Consider the following 24914-nt stretch of genomic DNA (forward strand, 5'->3'; position numbering starts at 1 on the left):
TCATGTTTTTCGCATCACGATTCAGACTGACAGTACCCCAATCATGACAACAGGATTGCCCGGCATGTTCTGCGTCAGCGACTATCGCGACGAAGCCAGACGGCGGCTGCCGCGAATGGTGTTCGACTATCTGGAAGGGGCGGCAGACGATGAATCGGGACTGAGGCATAACCGTTCGGCGTTCGACAACTTGCAGTTGTTGCCACGCCGACTGTCGGATGTCAGCACACGAGAGCAGTCCGTGGCGCTTTTAGGTCAGCAGATTCCCTTACCGCTGGTGATCGCGCCAACTGGCCTCAATAGCGCATTCTGGCCCAAGGGCGACCTTGCGCTTGCACGCGCGGCGGGCAAGGCCGGTATTCCGTTTGCGCTATCGACGGCTTCCAATATGTCCATCGAAGAGGTGGCGAAAGGGGCCGACGGAGAACTGTGGTTTCAACTGTACGTCGTTCATCGCAACCTCGCGAAGAGCCTGGTCAATCGTGCCCGCTCGGCACGCTATTCGACCTTGATCCTCACTACCGATGTCGCGGTCAACGGCTTTCGCCGACGCGATCTTCGCAATGGCTTTGCCATGCCCTTCAAGGCAAGTGCACGTGCGGCTCTCGACGGACTGTCGCACCCGCGTTGGCTTTGGTCTTATCTGATGAACGGCATGCCCGAGTTGAAGAATTTCGCTACGGACGATGCATCGGACACGGCCTCGCAGGCAGCGGTCCTTCGCAGGCAGATGGATGCGAGCTTCAGCTGGGATGACCTGCGCCGTTTGCGGGACGAATGGCCAGGCAAGCTCCTCGTTAAGGGGATCGTGACAGCCGATGATGCCGCGCGGTGCGTCGAGCTCGGCGCGGACGGCGTGATCGTTTCCAACCACGGCGGCAGGCAGCTCGCCGACCTGCCCGCGACAGCCGACGTGCTGCCGGATATTGTCGAGCACATCCCGGGAAGTACGGTAATTCTCGACAGTGGCGTACGCACGGGGGCCGATGTCGTGAAGGCGATGGCGTTGGGAGCAAATGCGGTGATGCTGGGGCGCGCCACCTTATACGGGTTGGCAGCGCGAGGGGAAACCGGAGTGAGCGACGTCATCGAGATGATGAAACGGGAAACAGACCGGACGCTCGCCCTCATCGGTTGTCGCTCGGTGGGTGAGCTCGATCGTAGCTATATTTCGAAGCGGCCATCATAGGCAACGGCGCATTGGCGCCAGATTCTGAATGCGCAATTGTTCGGAATAGCGATCCCGCCGTGTCGCGGATTTCGGCGGTCGATCAGGTCGCGGCTCATGACTGGGACGAGATTCGGCCGCTCATCAACCCGAGTTAAACACCATAAAGCTTGCTGCAGAGCTCGGCGCTCGCACCCAGGCGTCGCGAAAGATCGGCCGCCGCATCTAACTGCGCGCGGTTGAGCGCGCCGCTGGCATCGGCCGCAGTGAGACGCGATGCGGGACCGGACAGCGTCAGCGCGGCCATGAACTTGTCGCCCGCGCCGAAAATCGGCGTCGCAAAGGCCGCCGTGTGCACGTCGCGCGCGCCCGCCGTGAAGAGGGGCAAGGTCGGCTGCTCTGTGAAGATGGGCTCCCCCAACCCCCAGAAGCGGATCACTTGACTGATCGCTGTATCGTCGAGCGGAAGGGATGTGCCCGCGAGCCGCGTCTCGCGCAAACCTTCGGACGGTTCCACCCGGAACAGGCAGAGCCGTTCCCCGTTGTCGTGGACGTAGTACGATGCGCTCTCTTTCGTCAACGCTGCGAGCGCACGCAGCGCCGGCTCGACTACCGAAGCGAGACGAAACGACTGCTCGTAGAGCTTGCCGAGATACAACACGCGATGGCCGAGCGAGTAGTTTCCCGTCTGCGAGCGCACGACATACCCCATCCGCTCCAGAGAATTCATCAGGCGGTACACGGTCGTCTTGTGTATGCCGGACGCCTGCGCCAGCGCCGCTAGAGACTGCGATTCGGCTCCTGGCCTGAAGCAGTCCAGCAGCGACAGCGCTTTTTCCACCGCCGCAACGCCTTCGTTCCCCATCTCCGTCTCCTGTTTAGTCGCTCCGGTCGTATTGTACCTAGTACAACGCCAATTTACTGGATAAAAGGGTTAACGCCAGTGGTCTCCCGCCCGCGCCTTGCCTTATAGTCATTTCACACAGTACACGCATGTTGTACACAGTACAACACACTACCGAGGTGAGATCCATGAGCGCAGCTTCCACAGGACAGTCCCCCATCAATCGCAATATCGAGCGCGTGTCGCCTGAACTCGTCCAGGCCGCCGCGAAGTTTCAGGCCGCCATCCTCGCGGACGTCGCCGGCCGGCGCGGCACGCTGCACGGTCGCGTGCAACCGCTGTCGAAGGCGATGAAAGTCGCAGGCCCGGCAATCACGGTCGAAGTACGTCCCGGCGACAACCTCGCCATCCACGCGGCGCTGGCTATCGCGAAGCCGGGCGACGTGATCGTCGTCGACGGCAAGGGCGATCTGTCGTGCGCACTGCTCGGCGAAATCATGGCGACGCAGGCGAAGGTGAGCGGCATCGCCGGCATCGTCATCGACGGCGCCGTGCGCGACTCGCACGAACTCGCGAAAGGCGACTACCCGATCTTCGCCTCCGGCCTGAATCCGTGCGGCCCGACCAAGAGCGTCGCGGGCGTCGTGAATGCGCCGGCTTCGGTCGCGGGTGCATTCATCAATCCGGGCGATCTGGTCGTCGGCGACGCGGACGGCGTCGTCGTGATTCCGCGCAACGATGTCGCGCGCATCATCGAACTGGCGCAGAAGAAGCTGGATGCCGAAACGGCGCGCATCGCAGGCATTCTGAAGGGCGAGGCGTTGCGTCCGGCATGGCTCGAGAAGGAACTGCGCGCGTTTGGCATGCTGGTCGAAGGCGAGGCACTGTAATGCCGACGACTCTGCAAAAGCCGGTGATTCTCGTCACCGCCGCCGATATCGCGCCGCAGGCGCTCGACATGCTGACGCAGTTCGACGTGGTGTTCGCAGGCAAGCAGCCGACCGAAGACGATCTCGTCGCGTTGAGCGCGCAACATAATCCGGTCGCGATCATCGTGCGCTACGGCAAGATCAACGCGCGCATCATGGATGCGGGCCACAAGCTGCAAGTCATCTCGAAGCACGGCAGCGGCATCGACGTGATCGATCAGGCGGCCGCGGCCGAGCGTGGTATCGCGGTGCGAGCGGCGGTCGGTGCGAACGCCGCGGCCGTGTCGGAGCACGCGTGGGCGCTGATCCTGGCGTGCGCCAAGTCGGTGCCGCAGCTCGACTTGCGCATGCGTGACGGCCATTGGGACAAGTCCACGCACAAGTCCGTCGAACTCGATGGACGCACGCTCGGTCTCGTCGGCCTCGGTGCGATCGGCCGCCGCGTGGCGTCGGTGGGCATCGCGTTCGGCATGAACGTGATTGCGTTCGATCCCTACGCGAAGGACGCGCCGCAAGGCGCCCAGCTCGTTTCGCTCGACGAGTTGTACGCGCAGTCCGATGTCGTGTCGCTGCATTGCCCGCTGACCGCCGAGAACCGTCAGATGCTCAACCGCGAGACGCTCGCACGCTTCAAGCGGGGCGCCATTCTCGTCAACACGGCGCGCGGCGGGCTGATCGACGAAGCCGCGCTCGCCGAAGCGCTCGCGAGCGGCCAGATTCGCGCGGCCGGTCTCGACAGCTTCGACGTCGAGCCGATGGCCACGCCGCATCCGTTCCAGCGCATTCCCAACGTGATCCTGTCGCCGCATATCGGCGGCGTGAGCGATGCCGCCTACGTGAACATGGGGCGCGGCGCCGCAGCCAACGTGCTCGCGGTGCTGGAAGAGCAGGCCCGCGACGTCGCCTGAAACGAGCAAGGTAAAGGTTCAGCATGTTCTATCTCATCTCGCCCGAAGTGCGCGCAGCCGAAGTCTTCACGCGCATGCCGGAGAAATTCCGCAAGCCCGACGTTCAGACGGACTGGGCGCGCGCCAACCGCGGCGGCCTTGCGACGGACTCGTTCCTCGAAGGCCCTGTGTGGGACCCGCAAGGCTATCTGTTCGTGACGGACATTCCGCACGGACGCGTCTTCCGGATTTCGCCTTCGGGCGAGTGGGAGCTTGTCGTGCAGTACGACGGCGAGCCGAACGGCATGAAGCGTTTCGACGATGCGCACATGCTCATCACCGACTATCGCAACGGGCTGATGCTGCTCGATATCGAACGCGGGGAAGTGCGCCCGTATCTCGAGCGCCGCAACAGCGAGCGCTTTCGCGGCGTGAACGACCTCGCGTTCGATTCGCAAGGCAACCTGTATTTCACCGATCAGGGACAAACCGGCCTGCACGATCCGACCGGCCGCGTGTATCGCCTCACACCCGAGGGCAAGCTCGACATGCTGCTCGGCAATTGCCCGAGCCCGAACGGCCTCGTGCTTTCGCCCGACGAAAAGGTGCTGTTCGTTGGCATGACGCGCGGCAACTGCGTGTGGCGCGTGCCGCTGCAAGCCGACGGATCGGTCAGCAAGGTAGGCCAGTTCTTCACGTCCTACGGTCCGAGCGGTCCTGACGGACTGACGGTCGATTGCGAAGGACGCCTGTTCATCGCGAATCCGGGACTCGGGCGCGCATGGGTGCTGAACCACCGCGCCGAGCCGGTCGAGATCCTCACCAGCCCCGAAGGCGCATCGCTCACCAACCTGTGTTTCGGCGGCGCGGACATGAAGACGCTCTTCATGACCGAATCCGTTTCGGGAACCGTGCTCAAGGCACGCATGAGCATCGCCGGAGCCCTGCCGAAACGGGCACTGAAGCCGCTCTGAAGCGCGGTTCATATCAACATGTCGCACCGGAAGAAGTGCGATGGAGGAGCAAGCATGGCCATACCGCAAACCGTATCCGGCGCGCGTGCCCAAGACGCCGCGAAGGCGCCGCAGGGCGCACTGCATGAGGCGCATATGGGCAGCGAGGAATACGCCGCCAGCGAGCGCACGCTCGCGAAGGCGTTCCGCCGCATCCTGCCGTTCATTTTCATGTGCTACGTCATCAGCTATCTGGACCGGACCAACGTCGGCTTCGCCGCGCTGACGATGAACAAGGATCTGGGCCTCACTTCCGAGCAGTTCGGCTTGGGGGCGGGGCTGTTCTTTATCGGCTACTTTCTGTTCGAAATTCCGAGCAACCTCATCATGCAGAAGGTCGGTGCGCGCGTGTGGATCGCGCGCATCATGTTTACGTGGGGTCTCATTTCGATGCTGACGGCGTTCGTCGTCGGTCCGAAAAGCTTCGCGGCGGCGCGCTTTCTGCTCGGGCTCGCGGAAGCCGGTTTCACGCCGGGTATCTATCTTTACTTCACGCAGTGGTTCCCCGGCAAGTGGCGCGCGAAGGTGACGGCGGCGTTTCTCGTCGGCATTCCGGTCGCCAACATGATCGGCTCGCCGATCTCGGGCGCGTTGCTGCAACTGGGCGGGCTGCACGGTCTGCGTAGCTGGCAATGGCTGCTGCTCATCGAAGGTCTGCCGGCGGTCCTGCTCGGCATCGCCTGTCTGTTCCTGCTCGCCGATCGTCCCGAGAAGGCCAGGTGGCTCACCGCCGAAGAGAAGCATTCGCTTGCGCGCCGTCTCGCGCTCGAACAGGGCGATATCGGCGCGAAGCACGGCACCAACTTGCGCGACGCGATGACCAACTGGCGGGTATTCGTGCTCGCGTTCATCAACTTCTGCGGGATCGTGGGTTCGGTCGGCGTCGGCATGTGGATGCCGTCGATGATCAAGCAGTTCGGCGTCGAGCATGCCGTGGTCGGCTGGCTGACCGCCATCCCGTATCTGATCGGCGCATTCGCGATGCTCTGGTGGGCGCGCGTCGCCAATCGCGCGGTCAACCGCATTCCGTATGTGGCGGGCGCGCTGATCATCGCGGCGGCCGCGCTTTGCGCGAGCACGTTGGCCGACGCGCCCGCGCTCAAGCTGATCGCACTCTGCTTCACCGTGAGCGGCATCCTCGGCTTCCAGGCCACGTACTGGGCCATTCCGTCGAGCTTTCTCACCGGGCGCGCGGCGGCGGGCGGTCTCGCGCTGATTGTCTCGGTAGGCAATCTCGGCGGCTTCGTCGGCCCTTCGATGATCGGCTGGCTCAAGCAAATTTCCGGCGGCTTCACCGTGCCGCTGTTCGCGGTCGCGGGCTTCCTGCTGCTGGGTGCGCTCACCATCGCCTGGCTGGGTGATCCGGGCGCGGACGCCGGGGAAGCGCGCGCCGCCCGCAAGTAACGAGCGCATGTTTCATCGCGTTCGAATAAATCTACAACCAACTCTATTGGGAGACTGTATCTTGTTCACGAAGGCCCGCAACCCTGCCAACCTCACATCCCGTTTTGTATTCGCGGCTATCGCCGGCGCGTGCATGAGCCTCGCCGCCAGCGCCGCGCACGCGCAAAGCAGCGTGACGCTCTACGGTATCGTCGACGTGGGCATCGAACATATCAACAATGCGAGCGCTGGCGGCGGGGTCACCCGCATGACTTCCGGTAATCTCTCCGGTTCGCGCTGGGGCATGAAGGGCACCGAAGACCTCGGCGGCGGGCTGAAGGCAATCTTCACGTTGGAGGACGGCTTTAACGTCAACGACGGCACGCTCGGTCAATCGACGAAGGGTATCGGCGCCAACGCAACGACGACCACGCGTCTGTTCGGCCGTCAGGCGTGGGTCGGCATGTCGTACAAGGGCCAGCAACTCACCTTCGGCCGTCAGAACTCGCTGCTATACGAACAGGCCGTGGCGTTCGATCCGATGGGCGCTTCGTCGAAGTATTCGGTGCTGTCAATCGACTACGCGACGGCCGGGCGCATCGACAACTCCGCGCGCTACACGGGCAACTTCGGCCCGCTGACCGCGCAGGCCATGTACAGCACGCGCTACGACACCGGCTACGGCGTGGAAGTGCCGGGCGCCGAAATCACCGGTCGCTTCTTCAGCGGCGCCCTCACGTTCGCGCAAGGGCCGTTCGCGGCGAGCCTGTCGTACGAGCAACGCAATAGCAACACCGTGGCGACGAACACCGCCACCGAGCGCCGCGCGACCGCCGCCGCTTCGTATGTGTTCGGTCCGATCAAGGGCTTCGCGGGCTATCGCTACCTGCGTGCGTCGAATGCCTTCCTGCCGGTGAACCCGATCGCGGTCGCGAACGGCTCCGCGGCGAACGCCGCCAATCTGTACTGGGCGGGCGCTCAGTACACGATCACGCCGTCCTTCCAGTTGACGGCGTCCGGCTACTACCAGGACGTGCATTCGACCAACGCCGATTCGTGGCTGGCCGTGCTGTGCGCAGACTACTTCCTGTCGAAGCGCACGGACATCTACGCCACGGCGGGCTATTCGCACAACAAGAATGGCGCGGCGCTCGGCGTGGGCGGCTACGGCACGGTTGCGGCCGGTTACAACCAGACCGGCTTCGTGGTCGGCATGCGTCAGAAGTTCTAAGAGGAAGCGCGCCGTGCAAATCGTTCATGCGCCTCATGTGACTGTCCGGCCCGACTGGCTCGCGCAACGCGTGGAGCCGGTGCTTGCGCCGGAACTCGCCATCGTCGATGCGCATCATCATCTGTGGGACCGGCAAACCGGCCGGTATCTCGCGGAGGAATTCGGTGCGGACGTGGGCTGCGGACACCGCGTCGTATCGACCGTCTACGTGCAAGCTCGCTCCATGATGCGCGCACACGGCCCCGATGCGATGAAGCCCGTCGGCGAGGTGGAGTTCGCCAACGGCATCGCCGCGATGTTCGCGAGCGGGGCGTATGGACCGGCACGGTGCTGTTCCGCGATCGTCGGCGGTGCGGATCTGACGCTCGGCGCGGAACTCGACGCCGTGCTCGAGTCGATGTCGCAGGTCTCGGGCGGACGTTTGCGCGGCATCCGCAATCCGCTCGCGTGGCACGAAAACCCCGAGGTAACGTCGAGCCCCGTCACGCCGCCGCGCGACCGCATGCGCAATCCCGCGTTCCGGCAAGGCGTGCGCGCGCTCGCGCGTTTCGGCTTGTCGCTCGATGCGTGGGTGTATCACACGCAGCTCGACGAACTTTACGAACTCGCAAAAGCATCGCCCGATGTGACTGTCGTCATCGATCATTTCGGCGGGCCGCTCGGCGCGGGTCCGTATGTGGGCCGTCGCGACGAAGTCATCGCGCAATGGCGGCAATCGCTCGCGCGTCTCGCTAGCCTGCCGAATACGCGCATGAAGCTCGGCGGCGCGGGGCTGACGGTATTCGGCTTCGATTTCGCCACGCGCGATCTGCCGCCGTCATCGGAAGAACTGGCTGCTGCGTGGCGGCCTTACTTCGACATCTGCATCGAATTGTTCGGGGTGAATCGCTGCATGTTCGAGAGCAATTTCCCCGTCGACAAGGGAATGTTCAGTTACGGCGTTCTGTGGAACGCCTTCAAGAGACTGGCGAGCGCGATGTCCGCCGACGAAAAGTCCGCGCTGTTCAGCGGGACGGCAGCATCGACGTATCGCCTCGAGATTTCCGGAGACAACGCATGAAGACGAGCGCAACCGTATCCAGCCACGAGAACACCGCCGAAGCACGCGCCAAGGGATTCAGGAACATCACCGCGATCGAGTGGCGCTCGCTGACGCTCGCGGGTCTCGGCTGGACCTTCGAGAGCTACGACTCCTTCCTGCTCTCGCTGCTTTTGCCGACGCTCGCGCTTCAGTTCGGCCTGAGCAAGGCACAACTGGGCCTGTTCACGAGCATTACGGCGGCGGGGCAGATCGTCGGCGGAATTCTGTTCGGCTATGCGTCGGACCGTCTGGGCCGGGTGCGCACCGCTTTGCTTTGCGTCGGCATCTATTCGCTGTTCTCGGGCCTCATCGCATTCGCGCCTAACGAGCACTGGTTCGCGGCGTTGCGCTTCTTCGGCGCGCTCGGCATGGGCGGCACGTGGACAGCGGGTGCGGCGCTGATCGCCGAAACCTGGCACGCGAGCCGCCGCGGCAAGGGGGGCGCACTCATGCAGATGGGCTTACCCGTCGGCGCGATTCTCGCCATCACGATTGCCGGCATCGTCAGCAACAGCTACGGCGGCCTAGCGGGTCACGGATGGCGCGTGCTGTTCATGATCGGCGCACTGCCGTTCTTCATTCTGTTCTGGGTGGCGAAGAAGACGCCCGAATCGCCGATCTGGCTCGAACGCAAGCACGCGAAAGCGCAGGCGGTCGCAAGGGCCAAAGCGAGCGCCGAGGCGCTCAACGTGCGCGGCCTCCTGACGGCGTTCGGCTTCATTTTCTTCCTGCAATACCTCTACTGGGGCGTGTTCACCTGGACACCGACGTTTCTCGTCACCGTCAAGCACCTCGATTTCGTGCATAGCCTGACATTCGTGCTGTCGCTTCAGTTTGGCGCAATCACCGGCTTTTTGCTGTTCTCCGCGTTCGTGGACCGGCTCGGCCGCCGCCCGATGTTCCTTGCGTATCTGCTTGTGGGCGCGGGAGCCGTGTTTGTGTATATCCTGTCGGCCGATCCGCTGCTGCTGATGGTCGCAATCTTCTTCACCGGCTTCAGCGTCAACGGCATCTTCGCGGGCGCCGGCCCGTTCCTTGCGGAGATCATCGGCAACACGGCGTCGCGCGGCTTTCTGATGGGCCTCGCGTACAACGGCGGACGTCTCGGCGGCTTCATCGCGCCGCTCGTGATCGGCGCGCTGGCATCGACGGCGGGCGGTTTCGTGCTGGGCCTGTCGACGACCATTGTCGCGTTCATCGCCGCCGCGGTGGTCGTGTTCTTCGCGCCTGAAACGCGGGGCAAGTCGCTGTCATGACCGCGGCTGCCGATTCTGGCTTCGTCAACCGGCTGTTTCCGGCGCTCAGCGAGGCGTCGCTGCGGCGCTATCTGAGCGGGCAGGTTGCGTCCGTGCTCGGTAGCTGGACGCAGAACGTCACGCTGAACCTGCTCGTGTATCACCTTTCGGGTTCGGCGGCGATCCTCGCGCTGCTCAACTTTTTGCTGTACGGGCCGCAGTTGGTCGTGGCGCCGGTTGCCGGCTCGCGCATTCGTTCGGAAAACGCGAAGCGCGCGACGCTCTGTGTGCTGCTGACGTCGCTGCTGCTGACCATGAGCCTTTTCACGCTGTCGATGCTGGGCGTGCTGAGCGTGACGCTGATCCTCGCGCATGCGCTCGCGATCGGCATATCGAGCGCGGTCGAGACGCCCGCGCGCCAGGTGTTGCTGCTGACGAGCCTTGAAAACGCGGCGCACACGTCGAACGCCGTCGCGATGAACACGATGGTCTACAACGTGGGCCGCATGGTCGGTCCGACCATCGCCGGGTTCGTTTATCCGACGCTTGGACCCCGCACGTCGTTCGTGATCTATGCGCTGGCGCTGTGCTTCATGGCCAGCTGTGTGCGCTCGATCAGGACGGACGCGCCGGAGCGTCCGTCGCGTGCCGAGAGCGGCCTGCGAGATGCGGTCGGCTACGTGATGGCGGACGCATTTTCAGCGCGCTATCTGCCGATTCTCGCGTGCATTGGTCTGTTTGCGGGCAGTTATCAGACGCTCGTACCGTTGCTGGCAGACAAGGGTTTTCACGACGCGGCGCGCTTCACCGGCGTGTTTTTCGCCTGCGCGGGCGCGGGGTCGCTCTCGGCCGCCTTGCTGCTGTCGTCGGCGTTGGGGCCGCGTGCATCGGCAAGGTTCATCGGCTTGGCGCCGTGGACGGCTGTCGTCGCGCTCGCGATGCTGTCGATGACGACCGCTGCGGCGACATCGATGCCCGCGTTCTACGCGCTCGGCTTCAGCCTCACCTTCGCGGCCACGTCGACCAACGCGACCATCCAGCGAAGCTGCCCGGAGCACGTGCGCGGCGGGCTCGTCGGCATGTACGGCATGGCCTATAACGGCACGATGCCGTTCGGCTATCTGCTGGTCGGAACGGCCTCGGAAGCGCTTGGCGTGCGGCACACCTTCGGCACGATGGCTTTCGTGCTGGCCGGCGGCGTCATCGCGATCATGGTTTTGAGTCGTATCAGAGAACAGCGCGCTGGCGCACAATAGATTCAGGAGAGAGACATGCAAGTCAATGGCGGCACCGTATCGAGTATCGAGCGCCAGACCATACGCAAGGTGGTCTGGCGGCTTCTTCCCTTTTTGATGATCTGCTACCTGCTGGCCTTCATTGACCGCGGCAACGTCGGCATGGCTTCCTTGCAGATGAACCACGATCTCGGCCTTTCCGCGCGAGTGTTCGGCTTCGGCAGCAGTCTGTTCTTCGTGTCGTACTTCTTCTGCGAAGTGCCCAGCAACATTGCACTGCAAAAGTACGGCGCGCGCGTCTGGATCGCTCGCATCATGATCACCTGGGGACTGGTGTCGGCGGCGACCGCGCTGGTGCGCAATCCGAGCTCGTTTTACGTTCTTCGCTTTCTGTTGGGCGCGGCAGAAGCGGGTTTCTTTCCGGGCGTACTGCTGTATCTCTCGTACTGGATTCCGCCGAAATACCGCGCGCGGATCGTGGCGACCTTCATGGTTGCGATTCCGGCCGCGAGCTTCATCGGCTCGCCCATTTCCGCCGCGCTCCTGCAGATGGACGGCTTCGCGGGTCTGCGCGGCTGGCACTGGCTCTTCATCCTCGAAGGCATCCCGACGGTGATCCTCGGCATAGTGTGCCTCGCGGTCCTGACGGACAAGCCCGAGCACGCCAAATGGCTCACCGCTGAAGAGCGCGAGTGGCTGAAGGGCGCGCTCGCCAACGAAGCGCGCGAGCCGAAGAAGGTCGCGCAGATGCCGCTCGCGAAGCTCTTCCGCAATCGCTATGTGTTGTGTCTCGCGCTTGTCGATACGTGCGCGTCGGCGGCGGGCAGCACGCTGTCCGTGTGGCAGCCTCAGTTGCTGAAGTCGTTCGGCCTCACGGTCATGCAGACGGGTCTGCTCAATTCGGTGCCGTACCTGATGGCTTCGTTTTTGATGGTGTATTGGGGACGCCGCTCCGACAGCCGTGGCGAGCGCCGCTGGCACACGGTCATTCCGATGCTGCTGATCGGCTTCGGCCTGTTCGGCACCTCGCTCTCCGGCTCGTTGCTCCCGACGATGATTATGCTGTGCGCGGTGCTCGTCGGCGCATATGCGTTCAAAGGCCCGTTCTGGGCGCTGGCTTCCGGCATCCTGTCGAATAGCGCTGCGGCGGCGGGTCTTGCGACCATCAACGCGATCGCCAACCTGCTCGGCGGCGGCCTGATGGTCAATGTGTACGGCTGGGTGAAGCAAGCCACCGGCAGCTATTCGCTCGCGCTCATGCCGCTCGGCGTGCTGACGCTCGTGAGTGTGGTGACGCTGTTGCTGCTGAGCCGCCCGTCGGGTCCGAACGCGCGCATGACGAACAAGACCGAGGCGGCCTAAGCATGCGCGAAATGAACCGCAGGGAATTCCTCGGCTGGAGCGCGGCCGGGTTGATCGGCGCATCGCTTTCTTCGACGGTGACGGCGAGCGAAGTGTGGTCGAGCGGCACCGAGCCGCCGAAATCCAGTCTGCCCGCAGGCACGATCGACTGCCACATGCACATCTACGATGATCGCTTTCCGAGCGCGCCGGGCACGACGCTGCGGCCGCCGAACGCGAGCATCGAACAGTATCGCGCGTTGCAGAAGCGGCTCGGCATCCATCGCAACGTCGTCGTCACACCCTCCACTTACGGCACCGACAACAGTTGCACGCTCGATGCGCTCAGACGCTTCGGTAACGATGCGCGCGGCGTCGCGGTGGTCGACACTTCGGTGACAAAGCAGCAGCTCGCCGGGATGCACGACGCCGGCGTTCGTGCGATTCGCTTCAACCTGAGTTATCCGGGCGCAACGACCGTCGACATGCTCGTGCCGCTCGCATCGCGCATCGCGCCGTTCGGCTGGCATATCGAGCTCGTCGTGCAGGGCGCGAAGCTGCCGTCGCTCGAAACCACCTTGTCGGGCCTGCCGTGCCCGCTCGTCATCGATCACATCGCGCACGTGCCGCAGCCGGGCGGACTCGAATCCGACGCCATGCGCACCGCGCGCAGGCTCGTGGAGCGCGGCAATACGTGGGTCACGCTGTCGGGTCCGTACATCGATTCGAAGAGCGGCGCGCCCGCGTACGCCGATGTCGCGCCGGTCGCGAAGGCTTTCATCGACATGGCGCCCGAGCGCTTGCTGTGGGGCACGGACTGGCCGCATCCGACGCAGAAGTCGGACAAGCCCGACGACGCGAACCTCGTGGATGTAATCGCCGGCTGGATCGGGCAGCCCAAGTGGCAGCAGATCTTCGTGTCGAATCCGGAAAAGCTCTACGGTTTCGTCTGACGTGCGGCGTGCAAAACGCAAGGAGGAGACACCATGTCCGATGCCTTCAGCTTTCGGGACTATCCGCTCGCGAGCCATACCGTGCCGCGCACCGGCATGGCGCCCAAGGTGCCGCGCCGGTTGCAGCACATTCTTTCTCTCGACGACTTCGAGACCGCCGCGCGCCGCTTCCTGCCGAAGCCGATCTTCGCGTACATCAGCGGCGGCTGCGAAACGGACCGCACGCTGCGGCACAATCGCGAAGCGTTCGAAGCCTACGACTGGATCACGCGCGTCTTCACCGATACATCGCGGCGCACACTCGACGTTGAATTGCTCGGCCATACCTTCAGCGCGTCGTTCGGCATCGCGCCTATGGGCATCAGCGCGTTGTCCGCCTATCGCGGCGATCTGATCCAGGCGCGCGCCGCGCGCCGCGCCAACGTGCCGATGATCATGAGCGGCTCATCCCTGATACGCATGGAAGAGGTGTGCGAGGCGAATCCGCGCGCGTGGTTCCAGGCCTATGTGCCGGGCGAACCCGACAAGATCGTCGCGTTGATCGAGCGCGTGCGCGCAGCGGGCTTCGGCACGCTCGTCGTGACGGCGGACACGCCGGTGTCCGGCAATCGCGAGAATAACGTGCGCGCCGGCTTCTCCACGCCGCTGAGGCCGAGCGCGCGTCTCGCCTGGGAAGGCATGACGCATCCGCGCTGGCTTTTCGGCACCGCGTTGCGCACGCTGGTCAATCACGGGATGCCGCACTTCTAGAATTCGCGCGTGACACGCGGCGCACCGATCTTGTCGTCGAACGTGCTGCGCGATTTCGGGGCGCGCGATCATCTCAGCTGGGAGCATCTTAAGTTGATACGCGATACCTGGCCCGGCAAACTTGTCGTGAAAGGCATCCTGCATGCTGACGACGCACGACGCGCATGCGAGCTCGGCGCCGATGGCGTCATCGTGTCCAACCACGGCGGACGGCAACTAGACGGCGCTTGCGCTTCCGTCCGCGCGCTGCCACGTGTGGTCGAAGCGGTCGGCGAGCGCTGCACGGTCATGGTCGACGGTGGATTCCGGCGGGGCAATGATGTCCTGATCGCACACGCGCTAGGTGCCCGCGCTGTCTTCGTAGGCAGGCCGTTCAACTACGCGGGCGCGGTGGCTGGCGAGCCCGGCATTCTTCACGCCATTGCGATCCTGGCGAACGAAATGCTGCGCAACATGGCCCTTCTGGGCGTCAGTGCACTGTCTGATTTGACCGGGACGCTTTGCGGCAGCTTGGGCAATCCAACTCGTCAGATCGGGTGATACGGTTCCGAGCTGTACACGCCGACGCCTGCCGCCGCCTGATAACCGACGATGGACGATGTGTTGATCACGTGGCCCGAACGCTGCTTGCGCATGACCGGCAGCACGGCGCGTGTGACGTTGAGCAAGCCGAACAGGTTGGTCTCATAGATGCGGCGAACCTCGGCATCGAAGGGACACGCCTCGTGCGTCTTTCTCAGACGCAGGCGGCTCGCATGTCGATAAAAGTGCGTGTGACACGTTCACGGAAAAGCGGTGTACCGCGGTGTCCTCTCAGCAGGAGCGGCCGATGAGAAGAGTTTAAATTCGCATTACGGCTAAATTCTGCCCTCACACACGGACCCCATCAGCGACGACGGCAGGCGCGTCCTATTTGCCGCGGTAATCATTCATTATTCTTTCGTAGGTAAATTCGCGTAAGGATTAGGTAAATAAAACGCCATTCCGCCGTCACGCCGGCCTGCTCCAATATCTGGGGTACGAAACATCTCCTCCCCCGTTGATTTCGCAACGGAATAGACTGAGAAGAACAAATAGCAGGACATCCGGAGTTAAAACACATGTTTTCTCGAGCCTTCCTTTTCGGCGCTTCAGGTATCGCTTTGGCGGTCTCGCTTTACGCATGCGGGGGTAGCACCGATACGCCGTCCCCCGTTTCAGTGCAGGACCGGTTGACGACGAGCACTCCCATCAAGCACGTCGTTGTCATTTATAACGAGAACGTCTCGTTCGACCACTACTTTGCGACGTACCCGAACGCGACCAACCCGTCGGGAGAACCGGCATTTACAGCTGCGGCGGGCACGCCGACGGTGAACGGGCTGAGCGGTGCTCTGCTGACGAACAATCCGAACCTGACCAATGCTCTCAACGCTCCGAACGGGGCGAACCCGTTCCGGTTGGACCGCACTCAGGCTGCGACTGCCGACCAGAACCACGCATATACCGCGGAGCAGCAGGCCTACAACAACGGTGCAGCAGACCTCTTCCCGAAATTTACCGGTAAGGGTTCGAGTGGCGGTGCTGGCGCATTCGGTACGGCGGGACAGGTCATGGGCTACTACGACGGTAACACCGTAACGGCGTTGTGGAACTATGCTCAGCACTTCGCGATGAGCGACAACGCCTATACCGACACATTTGGACCGTCCACTCCTGGCGCTCTGGAGGTAATTTCCGGCCAGACTAACGGCGTGCAACTGCTGAAGACTAGCCAGCAGCCGTTCAATCTGTCGACGGCGTCACATTCCTATTACGTCAACGACGGTCAGGGCGGCGTTACGCTCATCAACGACGTTGACCCTGCCAACGACCTCTGCTCCAGCACGACGGATCAGATTCTGATGTCTGGCAAGAATATCGGCGATCTGCTGAATGCCAGGAACATCACCTGGGGCGGCTTCATGGGCGGCTTCAACCTGTCGACTGTTAACAGCAACGGCACGACGGGGTGCAAGCGCAGCACGGTGACGCCGGCTGTGGGTCAGGCAACCGCAGATTACATTCCGCACCACAACTGGTTCCAGTATTACGCGTCGACGGCGAACCCGCAGCATACGCGTCCGAACTCAATGTCAACCGTTGGCTTCAGCACGTTGACCGATGGCAAGACGCCGGAACCCGCCAACCACCAGTACGACTCTGACGACTTCTTCGCTGCAGTGAAGGCGGGCAACTTCCCGTCAGTAAGCTTCATCAAGGCACCGGCGTTCCAGGATGGTCATGCAGGCTACTCCGACCCGCTCGACGAGCAGGCGTTTACGGCCAAGGTAGTCAACTTCCTGCAGCAACAGCCCGACTGGAAGAACACTGCGGTTATCGTTGCATGGGACGACTCTGACGGCTGGTACGACCATGCCTATGCGAATCCGACCAGCGCCTCCTTCGACGCCCAGGCGGACCAGCTTAACGGTGCGGGCAAGTGCGGCACGGGAACGGCTCCGCTTGGCGTCAACGGTACGCCGGTCAATGGGCGATGCGGGCCGGGCACGCGTATTCCGTTCCTCGTGATTTCGCCGTGGGCTAAAGTGAACTATGTGGATCACACTCCAATCAGCCAGGCATCTGTCGTCCGGTTCATCGAAGACAACTGGCTTGGTGGTCAACGTATCGGTGGTGGCTCCTTCGATGCTACGGCGGGCAGCATCATGGGCATGTTCAACTTCAGCGGCAGCGGCAATAACCCTACGGTGTTTGTCGACCCGAACCTCGGCACCGTCGTCTCGTCCGTACCTGCCATCTGATTGTTGCAATGTCGCGCCGGCTTGATGCCGGCGCGGGGCAGAAGCACCTTCAGTTGTTGCCAACTCTCAGGGTTGGCAACATTTTTCGTTTCAAGCGTTAGCCCTGTTGCTCATATGCGTGCATCCCCATCACCTCAGACCGGAACGAGTCCTATTCAGAGCCCGCTTCGGTTCAGCGTTAGGCACATGCTCCTGTGGAGTTTCTCTGCAGCGGTTGTTGCCGGCGTGGCTTTTTGCAGTTTTGCGCTGTTGTATCCGTCACGCGTGCCGGCTGTTGTGGGCGTGATGGTCGAAAGCCTGACAGGCGCCAACCCAAATCCGATACAACTCCAGCGGCCTGAAGCGCCAGCGCAACTGAGTGCGGTCGCGCAGCTCGGAAAGAAGATATTTTTCGACCCGACGCTCTCGGCCTCAGGGCGCCAGTCATGTGCGTCGTGTCATAGCCCGGCACATGCTTTCGGTCCGCCAAATGGTTTGGCGGTTCAACCCGGTGGCCCATCTCTGTCGCAGCAGGGTTACCGGCCGCCGCCGTCGTTGATGTATCTGTATCGCCAGCCAAATTTCAGTATCGGTCCTGACACCGGCGACGCCGATAACGCGCCCGACCTCGCGCAGATGGCAAGCCAGGTTTCAGGCGTGGCAAGAGCACAAAAGAATGCTGGCGTTGTTCCCGCGGCGCCTGCGATGGTCCCACAGGGCGGGATGTTCTGGGACGGCCGCGCAGACACGCTGCAGGCACAAGCCGCAGGGCCGATGCTCAATCCCGTTGAGATGGCCAACACGAGCGAAGCCGATGTCATGGCCAAGATTCAACGAACCCAATACAGGAACGATTTTCTGCAACTGTTTGGTTCGAACGTCTTCGAGAATACCAGCCTGGCGATGTCGGAGGCGATGTTCGCCGTGGCTCGCTATCAGGTAGAAGAACAGGCGTTCCACCCGTACTCGAGCAAGTACGACTACTGGCTCGAAGGTAAGGCGCGGCTGAGTCAGGCGGAACTGCGCGGACTGCGTCTATTCAACGACCCCAACAAAGCGAACTGCGCGGGATGTCATCTCTCCAAGCCGAGTTCCGACGGTACCCCGCCAATGTTCACGGACTATCAGTATGAGGCGCTGGGGGCGCCTCGGAACAATGATATTGCGGCAAACAAAGACCCGGAATTCTTCGATATGGGGATCTGCGGCCCATTCCGCACCGACCTGAAGGGCCAGACGCAATATTGCGGGATGTTCCTGACTCCGACTTTGCGCAACGTATCAACGCGCAAAGTGTTCTTCCACAATGGCGTGTTCGCTTCGCTTGAGCAGGTCATGGCGTTCTATAACGAGCGCAACACAGCTCCGCAGAAGTTCTATCCGCGGGGTGTGGATGGGAAAGTCCAGAAATACAATGATTTGCCGGCACGGTTTCATGCCAATATCGATGACAAGGACGCGCCATTCGACCGGAAATTCGGCGACACGCCTGCTATGACGGATGCGGACATCCACGACATCATTGCTTTCCTGAAGACATTGGATGATGGATATCAGCCTGGTGTCCGGTAGTCCTTAGCAATGTCCGTTCAACGCCGGCAAGAGACCTCCGATCGCGTACCGCGCGTATGGCATGAATTGGTCCAGCAGGGCATCACCTCGCTGCCCACGCCGGCCGGTCGCTTCCCCAGCGACCGGTACCCAGATTCAGCGTGACGGCGCCATCAGCGAGGCGCCGGCTCGTTCAGATAAACGCCTGTGGACAATCCGGCTTTTACCTCCCGTGTGAAGTCGTCGGTTGAGACTTCCTCCGCGCCTGCCTCGATCGCTTCGTATGCCTGACGAACGACGTCCGAGGGTGTCGCCTTCGGCACGTCGAGGCCGCGCGTCAGATCGGTATCGATAAACCCGGCATGCAGCGCGACCACTTGCGTGTGCTGGTCGCGCAGCGAATGACGCAGGCCATTGGTCAACCCCCATGCTGCCGATCTGGATACGCCGTAGCCCGAGAGAATGGGCCGGTTCACCCAGCTCGCAACCGAAAGCACGTTCAGAATGGCGCCGCCGCCGTTGCCGGCCAGATTGCCCGCGAACGCCCGCGACAGGACTCGCCGAACGCCGGTAGCCTCGCCAGGCAGGCGGCGCGTTACCTGTCGAACGCGCACCGCGACAACATCGAGGCTGGATGTCCGCTCTCCGGATTCGCGGGCGACGCGCCCCGGGTGACGGACGCGGCGCGTGCCTGTTACGCGCAGGGCCTTGAGGCGTATGTCGACAGGTTGGCAGCCATGATCGCCGCAAAGAGCGCGACGCCGGAGCAAACACGCCGCGAGGCGATCGCGGCGTTCAGTCAGATGGTGGGGGCACTGGTGTTGTCGCGTGCGATAGCGGGTGCGAATCCCGCTTTCGCCGACGAAATTCTCGACGCGAGCCGTCGCGCGTTCGGAGTCGAGACGCCAGCGCCGCTCGATGAGCGCTGAGCGCTATTCGCTATGCGCGGGCGTCGCACCTGCCGCTCGCGGCCGTTCGCGCAGGCCGTGGCGCGAGGGCGCGAGGCCCGGCGGTCCGGCGGTCCGGAGTGCCGCTCGCCTGCCTCACAACACATCGTTCATTGGCCAACGGCCGCCTTCCACACTCGCGGCACGCGATGGAAATTCCGGTCGAAATAGATCAGGCTGTCGCCGTCGCTGCGCACTCTGATTTCTGTTGTTTCCACGAACATCACCGCGTGTGAGCCGACGTCCTTCGCCTCGACGATTGTGCCCTGCAAACTCGCAAGCGCGCCGCGCAAGACGGGCACGCCGTGGTTGCCTTCGTCCCAGATAGGCAGTTGAAAACGCTCCTCCATCGAGAGCTCCGTCATGCCCGCGAAGTGTCGCGCGACGCTCTCCAGATTGGCTGGCAATACGTTGATCCATACCTGGCGATTCCCGTCGAACACGGCAGGCATTGCGCTCGAGCGATTGAGGCAGTCGAGCAGCGTCGGCGGCGTGTCCGTGACCGAGCAGACAGCGCTTGCCGTGATGCTGCAGCGGCCATGCGCGCCCGCCGTGGTGATGACATTGACGGCAGCGCCCAGGTGCGCCATGGCTTGCCGGAACTGCTGGCGCAGCGGATCGATCGAGGAGTGAGTGGAAGTGGATTGTGCGGGCATGATCGGTATGTCTCCGGCTTGATCTGCTGTCGAGGAAAAAACGGAATCGGATCGATAAAAGCGTGGCATGGCGAGCGCCCTGGCTGAGCCGCAGCGGGCCGGCGATGCAATGAGCGTTCAACGCATGAACAGCCCGCCGTTGATGTCCCAACACGCGCCGTTGGCGAACCAGGCATCGGGGCCCGCGAGCATCACAGCCGCTTGATCTTCGGTGGCGGTGTGAGGTCCGCTCGAAGAGTCCTTGATATTGTCCGTCATGGCAATTCCTCGTACGGTGCTGGTCAACATCTGCCGCGGGCGCTTCAAAAAAACTCGGCTGGGTCCGCGGCGGAAGTGTTGCCGTTTCGGCTTCGGGATGTTGCTCAGAGCTGCGATGGATCGTAGCCCGGTTTCTGATACAGCGTGTCCCATTTGTCGCGGATATCGTGGTCGTACACATCCTTGACCCACGCCGATGGTTGCACAACCTCGATGCCAACCGAGACAGACTCTTTGCCATAACCGAGGATGGTCGTGACTACCTTCGTGATGCCATCAGAAAGCTGCTGCTTTTGCTGTTCCGATTTGCCTGGCCACATTTTCACAATGACGTGAGGCATCGACGACTCCTTTTTAGCGTGCGGCAACGGTGCCCGGATACTGGTCGTCGGCCACGTGCTCGAGCCAATCGACCGCCTTGCCATCGAGCGCCTCCTGGATGGCGATATGCGTCATAAAGGTTTCGGCCGATGCGCCGTGCCAGTGCTTCACGCCCGCCGGGATCCACACAACGTCGCCTGGCCGGATGGCCTCAAGCGGGCCGTCCCAGCGCTGGACGTAGCCACTGCCGGCCGTCACAATCAGTGTTTGGCCGCGTGGATGCTGGTGCCATGCCGTACGCGCGCCCGGCTCGAACGTCACACTGCCACCCGACGCGCGAGTCGTTTCGTTCGGCTGAAACATCGCGTCTATACGGACGGTGCCGGTGAACCAGTCCGCGGGCCCCTTGACCGAGGCGACGGTGCCGCAACGCTTCACTTCGATTTCCATTGACTGCTCCTGTTCAGAGGTTCGCCCGCGGCAACGGCATGCGCCACGTGGTCGTTGACTGAACTTTACTGCTCACCCGGTACCTCCGGTAGCTGCTAGACTTCGCTAACTGATATGAGCGCGATTCATAATGTCGAAAGTCGATCTCAATGTCCTGCGGGCCTTTCTCGCCGTCGCCCGCGAGCGAAGTTTCACCCGTGCGGCCGCTCAGCTCGGCGTATCGCAGTCCGCCTTGAGCCATTCGATGCGAGGCCTGGAGGACAAGCTGGGGCTTCGCTTGCTAACGCGGACGACGCGTGGCGTGTCGCCCACCGAAGCAGGTGAGCGACTGTTGGCAAACGTTGGGCCGTACTATGAGCGCATCGACGCCGAACTGGAGTCGTTGAGCGCTTTGCGGGACAAGCCGGCGGGTCTTATCCGCATCTCGGCGCACGATCATGCGGCCGATACGATTCTGTGGCCGAAGCTCAAAAAGCTGCTACGCCGATATCCCGACATTTCGGTAGAAATCAACATTAACTACGGCATGGTCGACATCGTTACCGAGCGATTTGATGCGGGCGTGCGAAGCGGCGACCTCATTGCGCAGGACATGATTGCCGTACGAATAGGCCCCGATTTCAGAATGGCAGTCGTCGGTTCGCCGGCTTATCTTGCGTCGCATGGACGTCCGGCAAATCCGCGTGATCTGGCGGCGCACAGTTGCATCAATCTTCGCCTTCCGACGCGTGGCGGGTTATATGCGTGGGAATTCGGGAAGAGACGTAACACGCTGCACGTTAATGTGCATGGCCAGTTTATATGCAACACGACGCCTCAAATGCTCGAGGCCGCGGTAGAGGGGTACGGACTTGCCTATGTGCCGTACGATCTCGCGGAACCGCATATCGCCAGCGGTCGTCTTGGCAGTGTCCTTGACGATTGGTGCCCTTTGGTGCCCGGGTACCATCTTTACTATGCGAGTCGTCGGCAAACGTCGCCCGCATTTGCCTTGGTTGTCGACTCCTTGAGATACGGCAACTAACGACGAGACCGGAACGGCCGGCGCTCAGCCTGTCGTAAGGCGCCGTCGATGCTCACGCACTCATCTACGACGACCGCTTTCCGGTCGTGCCAGGCACGACGCTGCGTCCTCCGCGTGCGGCCGTCGCGCATGCATTGTTCGTTTCGGATACGCCTTCACGCCAACGCGCACCGGGCTCGTCGACCAGGCAGCCCCTGCTTTTCCACGTCCACTGTTTAACGCGGGCAAATTCAGCCGTACCACGGTGCCTGGGACATTCCCTAAGAGAGCGGTTGGCGCTCAGCTGACCTTGGGCGCCCCAAACCGACAACAAACCTCCCTGCGCGGCTCCGGGATCGGCGCGCACCTTGGCTGCGCGAGTCGGTCTTTTCCTTCTCCCTGTTTTCTGCACCTGATACACAAACGGCTCGCATTACCAAAGGTAGGGGAAAGTGCACACAAAATGTAGCTGGATGGGTCAATTTGGCTTGGTACTCTGCCATTCATGCACTAACCGCCGCTCAGCGCTCGGTCTCGCGCACGAAGATGCGGCTTTCTTCCTGTGAAGTCGCCAATCGTTCGATACGGCTCGGCTGAGCTCTTCCTTTGTGACGGAAAAATGCCTTGGTGCATCGGCCCGCGTGACGGATAGCGCCGCACTTCAATTCCTTGAACCTGCCAGTTGGGATGACAGAATGGCCCCAAACCTGACATTCGCGCCTCAAGGCGTGCTCCATCCGGCCGCAGTCGATGCGCAAGAAGTACGACCGGCTGCCAAACCCATCGCCGTTTCCGGCACCGACATCCTTACAGTCAAGAATCTGTCGAAAATCTTCGGCCCAAAACCGCAGCGTGCTGCGGAACTCGTCAAGCAAGGCCTGGGCAGAAACGAGATCTTCGAACAGACCGGCAATATGGTTGCCGTGAATGACGTTAGTCTCAGTGTGCGGGCAGGGGAGATCTTCGTCGTCATGGGTCTTTCCGGTTCAGGCAAGTCGACGCTGGTTCGGCTGCTGAATCGTTTAATCGAACCCACGTCGGGCCAGGTCATTCTCGAAGGCCGCGACATCGCGCCCATGTCCACGCTGGAATTGCGCGAAGTGCGCCGCAAGAAGATGGCCATGGTATTCCAGTCGTTCGCGCTGCTGCCCAATCGCTCGGTGCTCGACAACATTGCCTATGGGCTGGAAGTCGCAGGGCAGAAGAAAGCCGAGCGCTATGACATCGCCCGCGCCGCGCTCCAGCGCGTCGGTCTGGGTTCGTATGAAAAACTCCTCCCGAGTGAACTGTCCGGCGGTATGCAGCAGCGCGTAGGTCTTGCTCGTGCGCTCGCGGTGAACCCGTCAGTGCTCCTGATGGATGAGGCTTTTTCGGCGCTCGACCCGCTCATTCGGTTCGAAATGCAGAACGAGCTATTGCGCCTGCAAAAAGAAGAGCAGCGAACCATCGTCTTCATCTCGCACGATATTGAAGAAGCGATCAAGATCGGCGGCCGGATCGGCATCATGAAAGACGGTTGCCTGATTCAGGTGGGCACGCCCGCGGAGCTGATCCAGTCTCCTGCTGACTCGTATGTACGGGACTTCTTCCGCAATGTCGACGTATCGCGTTTCCTGAAGGCATCCAGTCTGATGGCGCCGGTGGACCGGCGGCTGATTGCCTGCGATGTGGGCACGTCCGCCGAACGCTACCTCAATCAGCTCATCGACAGCGGTGTCGAGTGCGGCTATGTCTGCGACGACGCAGGACGGTATCAAGGCTGTGTCACTGCCGCGTCCCTGCACAAGGCGGGCACGCGCCCGGTGCGCGAAGCGCTATTGCGCGACGTGAACGCGGTGACGCTCGACGCCGATCTTCACCAGCTCGCCGACATTGCGTTGGGCCAGGAGCACGATGTGCCGGTCACCGACGCGATCGGCAAACTCGCTGGGGTCGTCTCGTGCCGGACAATCCTCAAACAGGTCATGGAACGGAGAGCAGCATGAATTCGTCGATCATCGGAAAGTTTGCGGAGAACGCCGTCAACTTTCTGTTCCAGCATTTTCGCGGCGGCTTCGACGCCTTTTCGGCCGCACTTGGTGCAGTCGTCAAACTGCTCGAAGATGGTCTCGCCGCGGTTCCGTTTGTCGCAATGCTCGTCATTCTCATGGCGTTTGCGCTGTGGCGGCGTGGCGTCCTCTTCTCGGCATTCGTCGGCATTGCGCTTCTCGCGATTCACTACATGGGGTTGTGGTCCCAGACGGTCTCGACACTCGCGCTCGTCGTCGCCGCGACTTTCTTCAGTCTCGTGATCGGCGTGCCGCTCGGCATATGGGGCGCGCGTAACCGGCGCGTCGAGGTGGTGCTGCGCTCGCTGCTGGACTTCATGCAGACCATGCCGGCATTCGTGTACCTGATCCCCGCCGTGATCCTGTTTGGCCTTGGCCGCGTGCCCGCGGTCATCGCGACCATCGTGTTCTCCATGCCGCCGGTCGTCCGTCTCACGACGCTTGGCATCCGCCAGGTGCGAGAAGAATTGCTGGAAGCCGGCCGCTCATTCGGCAGCACAGATACACAGCTTCTGTGGAAGATTCAATTGCCGAATGCGCTGCCATCCATCATGGCGGGCGTCAATCAGACCATCATGATGGCGCTGTCGATGGTCGTGGTGGCGTCGATGATCGGTGCAGGCGGTCTCGGTGAATACGTATTGAGCGGAATCCAGCGGCTAGACATCGGCATCGGTTTCGAAGGCGGCCTCGGTGTCGTTTTGCTCGCCATCGTGCTCGATCGTTTGACGGAAAGCTTTGGCGTGAAGTCAAAGAAGGCCGGGACGGGTGCGCGGGCGGCGAAGGCCGGCGCGGGTGCGGCGGCGCGCACCTGACTGAAGCGGTACGGAGTGTGGGGACCAGACGCTGAGTCGCAGCAGCGGTCGTT

At 62.4% G+C, this 24914-nt stretch carries 20 protein-coding genes and 5 pseudogenes; 18 read left to right on the forward strand and 7 right to left on the reverse strand.

Features of this window, described 5'->3' with window-relative positions; all coding sequences use genetic code 11:
- Nucleotides 1-43: 43 nt before the first annotated feature.
- Nucleotides 44-1189, forward strand: a complete 1146-nt coding sequence (locus tag ACEN8U_RS03890; RefSeq protein WP_368577538.1) for an alpha-hydroxy-acid oxidizing protein — start codon at nucleotides 44-46, stop codon at nucleotides 1187-1189.
- 133 nt (nucleotides 1190-1322) lie between these two features.
- On the opposite strand, the gene ACEN8U_RS03895 is transcribed toward ACEN8U_RS03890, so the two are convergent.
- On the reverse strand, nucleotides 1323-2033 hold the full coding sequence (locus ACEN8U_RS03895) for an IclR family transcriptional regulator (RefSeq protein WP_368577537.1): 711 nt from the start codon (nucleotides 2031-2033) through the stop codon (nucleotides 1323-1325).
- A gap of 167 nt (nucleotides 2034-2200) precedes the next feature.
- On the opposite strand from ACEN8U_RS03895, the gene ACEN8U_RS03900 reads away from it, so the two are divergent.
- From ACEN8U_RS03900 to ACEN8U_RS03950, 11 genes and pseudogenes are all read left to right on the forward strand, one after another.
- On the forward strand, nucleotides 2201-2902 hold the full coding sequence (locus ACEN8U_RS03900; protein ID WP_368577532.1) for an RraA family protein: 702 nt from the start codon (nucleotides 2201-2203) through the stop codon (nucleotides 2900-2902).
- The gene (locus ACEN8U_RS03905) at nucleotides 2902-3849 is read left to right on the forward strand and encodes a hydroxyacid dehydrogenase (RefSeq protein WP_368577531.1); all 948 of its coding nucleotides are present in this window, start codon (nucleotides 2902-2904) and stop codon (nucleotides 3847-3849) included. The genes ACEN8U_RS03900 and ACEN8U_RS03905 overlap by 1 nt, the downstream gene beginning before the upstream one ends.
- A gap of 23 nt (nucleotides 3850-3872) precedes the next feature.
- The gene (locus ACEN8U_RS03910) at nucleotides 3873-4802 is read left to right on the forward strand and encodes an SMP-30/gluconolactonase/LRE family protein (RefSeq protein ID WP_368608094.1); all 930 of its coding nucleotides are present in this window, start codon (nucleotides 3873-3875) and stop codon (nucleotides 4800-4802) included.
- Nucleotides 4803-4856: 54 nt separating this feature from the next.
- Nucleotides 4857-6245: an MFS transporter gene (locus ACEN8U_RS03915; RefSeq protein ID WP_368608093.1), complete on the forward strand. Its 1389-nt coding sequence runs from the start codon at nucleotides 4857-4859 to the stop codon at nucleotides 6243-6245.
- Between the two features lie 133 nt (nucleotides 6246-6378).
- Nucleotides 6379-7455, forward strand: coding sequence for a porin (locus tag ACEN8U_RS03920; RefSeq protein ID WP_368608092.1), 1077 nt, complete (start codon nucleotides 6379-6381; stop codon nucleotides 7453-7455).
- Between the two features lie 13 nt (nucleotides 7456-7468).
- Nucleotides 7469-8515, forward strand: coding sequence for an amidohydrolase (locus tag ACEN8U_RS03925; protein ID WP_368608091.1), 1047 nt, complete (start codon nucleotides 7469-7471; stop codon nucleotides 8513-8515).
- On the forward strand, nucleotides 8512-9792 hold the full coding sequence (locus tag ACEN8U_RS03930; RefSeq protein WP_368577524.1) for an MFS transporter: 1281 nt from the start codon (nucleotides 8512-8514) through the stop codon (nucleotides 9790-9792). The genes ACEN8U_RS03925 and ACEN8U_RS03930 overlap by 4 nt, the downstream gene beginning before the upstream one ends.
- Nucleotides 9789-11027 carry an MFS transporter gene (locus ACEN8U_RS03935; RefSeq protein ID WP_368577523.1) on the forward strand — a complete coding sequence of 413 codons (1239 nt, stop codon included), beginning with the start codon at nucleotides 9789-9791 and terminating at the stop codon, nucleotides 11025-11027. Before ACEN8U_RS03930 ends, ACEN8U_RS03935 begins: the two co-directional genes overlap by 4 nt.
- A gap of 15 nt (nucleotides 11028-11042) precedes the next feature.
- Nucleotides 11043-12368, forward strand: coding sequence for an MFS transporter (locus ACEN8U_RS03940; RefSeq protein WP_368577521.1), 1326 nt, complete (start codon nucleotides 11043-11045; stop codon nucleotides 12366-12368).
- 2 nt (nucleotides 12369-12370) lie between these two features.
- Nucleotides 12371-13300, forward strand: a complete 930-nt coding sequence (locus ACEN8U_RS03945; protein WP_368608090.1) for an amidohydrolase family protein — start codon at nucleotides 12371-12373, stop codon at nucleotides 13298-13300.
- Nucleotides 13301-13396: 96 nt separating this feature from the next.
- Nucleotides 13397-14590, forward strand: a pseudogene (locus tag ACEN8U_RS03950) (alpha-hydroxy-acid oxidizing protein).
- On the opposite strand, the pseudogene ACEN8U_RS03955 reads toward ACEN8U_RS03950, so the two are convergent.
- Nucleotides 14590-14760: pseudogene (locus tag ACEN8U_RS03955) on the reverse strand (SDR family NAD(P)-dependent oxidoreductase); the annotation flags it as partial. The pseudogenes ACEN8U_RS03950 and ACEN8U_RS03955 sit on opposite strands and share 1 nt — an antisense overlap.
- A gap of 390 nt (nucleotides 14761-15150) precedes the next feature.
- Here ACEN8U_RS03955 and ACEN8U_RS03960 point away from each other — a divergent pair.
- Both ACEN8U_RS03960 and ACEN8U_RS03965 read left to right on the forward strand, forming a co-directional pair.
- On the forward strand, nucleotides 15151-16833 hold the full coding sequence (locus ACEN8U_RS03960; RefSeq protein WP_368577516.1) for a phospholipase C: 1683 nt from the start codon (nucleotides 15151-15153) through the stop codon (nucleotides 16831-16833).
- A 114-nt stretch (nucleotides 16834-16947) separates the two neighbouring features.
- Nucleotides 16948-18384, forward strand: coding sequence for a cytochrome-c peroxidase (locus ACEN8U_RS03965; protein ID WP_368577514.1), 1437 nt, complete (start codon nucleotides 16948-16950; stop codon nucleotides 18382-18384).
- Between the two features lie 152 nt (nucleotides 18385-18536).
- On the opposite strand, the pseudogene ACEN8U_RS03970 reads toward ACEN8U_RS03965, so the two are convergent.
- Nucleotides 18537-18917, reverse strand: a pseudogene (locus tag ACEN8U_RS03970) (SDR family NAD(P)-dependent oxidoreductase); the annotation flags it as partial.
- Here ACEN8U_RS03970 and ACEN8U_RS03975 point away from each other — a divergent pair.
- Nucleotides 18912-19292 (forward strand): annotated as a pseudogene (locus ACEN8U_RS03975) (TetR/AcrR family transcriptional regulator); the annotation flags it as partial. The pseudogenes ACEN8U_RS03970 and ACEN8U_RS03975 sit on opposite strands and share 6 nt — an antisense overlap.
- A gap of 128 nt (nucleotides 19293-19420) precedes the next feature.
- Here the strand turns inward: ACEN8U_RS03975 and hpaC are convergent.
- The 4 genes and pseudogenes from hpaC to ACEN8U_RS03995 form a co-directional block, all read right to left on the reverse strand.
- Entirely contained in the window at nucleotides 19421-19966 is a 546-nt protein-coding gene (hpaC, locus tag ACEN8U_RS03980; RefSeq protein ID WP_368608089.1) for a 4-hydroxyphenylacetate 3-monooxygenase, reductase component, read from the reverse strand.
- 117 nt (nucleotides 19967-20083) lie between these two features.
- A pseudogene (locus ACEN8U_RS03985) lies at nucleotides 20084-20167 on the reverse strand (3-oxoacyl-ACP reductase); the annotation flags it as partial.
- 161 nt (nucleotides 20168-20328) lie between these two features.
- A complete protein-coding gene (locus ACEN8U_RS03990) occupies nucleotides 20329-20565 on the reverse strand; it encodes a tautomerase family protein (protein ID WP_368577511.1) in 237 nt (78 codons plus the stop codon).
- 13 nt (nucleotides 20566-20578) lie between these two features.
- Entirely contained in the window at nucleotides 20579-20989 is a 411-nt protein-coding gene (locus ACEN8U_RS03995) for a cupin domain-containing protein (RefSeq protein ID WP_368608180.1), read from the reverse strand.
- 136 nt (nucleotides 20990-21125) lie between these two features.
- Between ACEN8U_RS03995 and ACEN8U_RS04000 the strand changes: the two genes are divergently transcribed.
- The 3 genes from ACEN8U_RS04000 (at nucleotide 21126) to ACEN8U_RS04010 (ending at nucleotide 24861) form a co-directional block, all read left to right on the forward strand.
- A complete protein-coding gene (locus tag ACEN8U_RS04000; protein WP_368608088.1) occupies nucleotides 21126-22019 on the forward strand; it encodes a LysR family transcriptional regulator in 894 nt (297 codons plus the stop codon).
- 674 nt (nucleotides 22020-22693) lie between these two features.
- The gene (locus ACEN8U_RS04005) at nucleotides 22694-23983 is read left to right on the forward strand and encodes a glycine betaine/L-proline ABC transporter ATP-binding protein (RefSeq protein ID WP_368577508.1); all 1290 of its coding nucleotides are present in this window, start codon (nucleotides 22694-22696) and stop codon (nucleotides 23981-23983) included.
- Nucleotides 23980-24861, forward strand: a complete 882-nt coding sequence (locus tag ACEN8U_RS04010; protein WP_368608087.1) for an ABC transporter permease — start codon at nucleotides 23980-23982, stop codon at nucleotides 24859-24861. Before ACEN8U_RS04005 ends, ACEN8U_RS04010 begins: the two co-directional genes overlap by 4 nt.
- The last annotated feature ends 53 nt before the right edge of the window (nucleotides 24862-24914 follow it).

Source organism: Paraburkholderia phenoliruptrix (assembly GCF_047325075.1).
Taxonomy (GTDB): Bacteria; Pseudomonadota; Gammaproteobacteria; order Burkholderiales; family Burkholderiaceae; genus Paraburkholderia; species Paraburkholderia phenoliruptrix.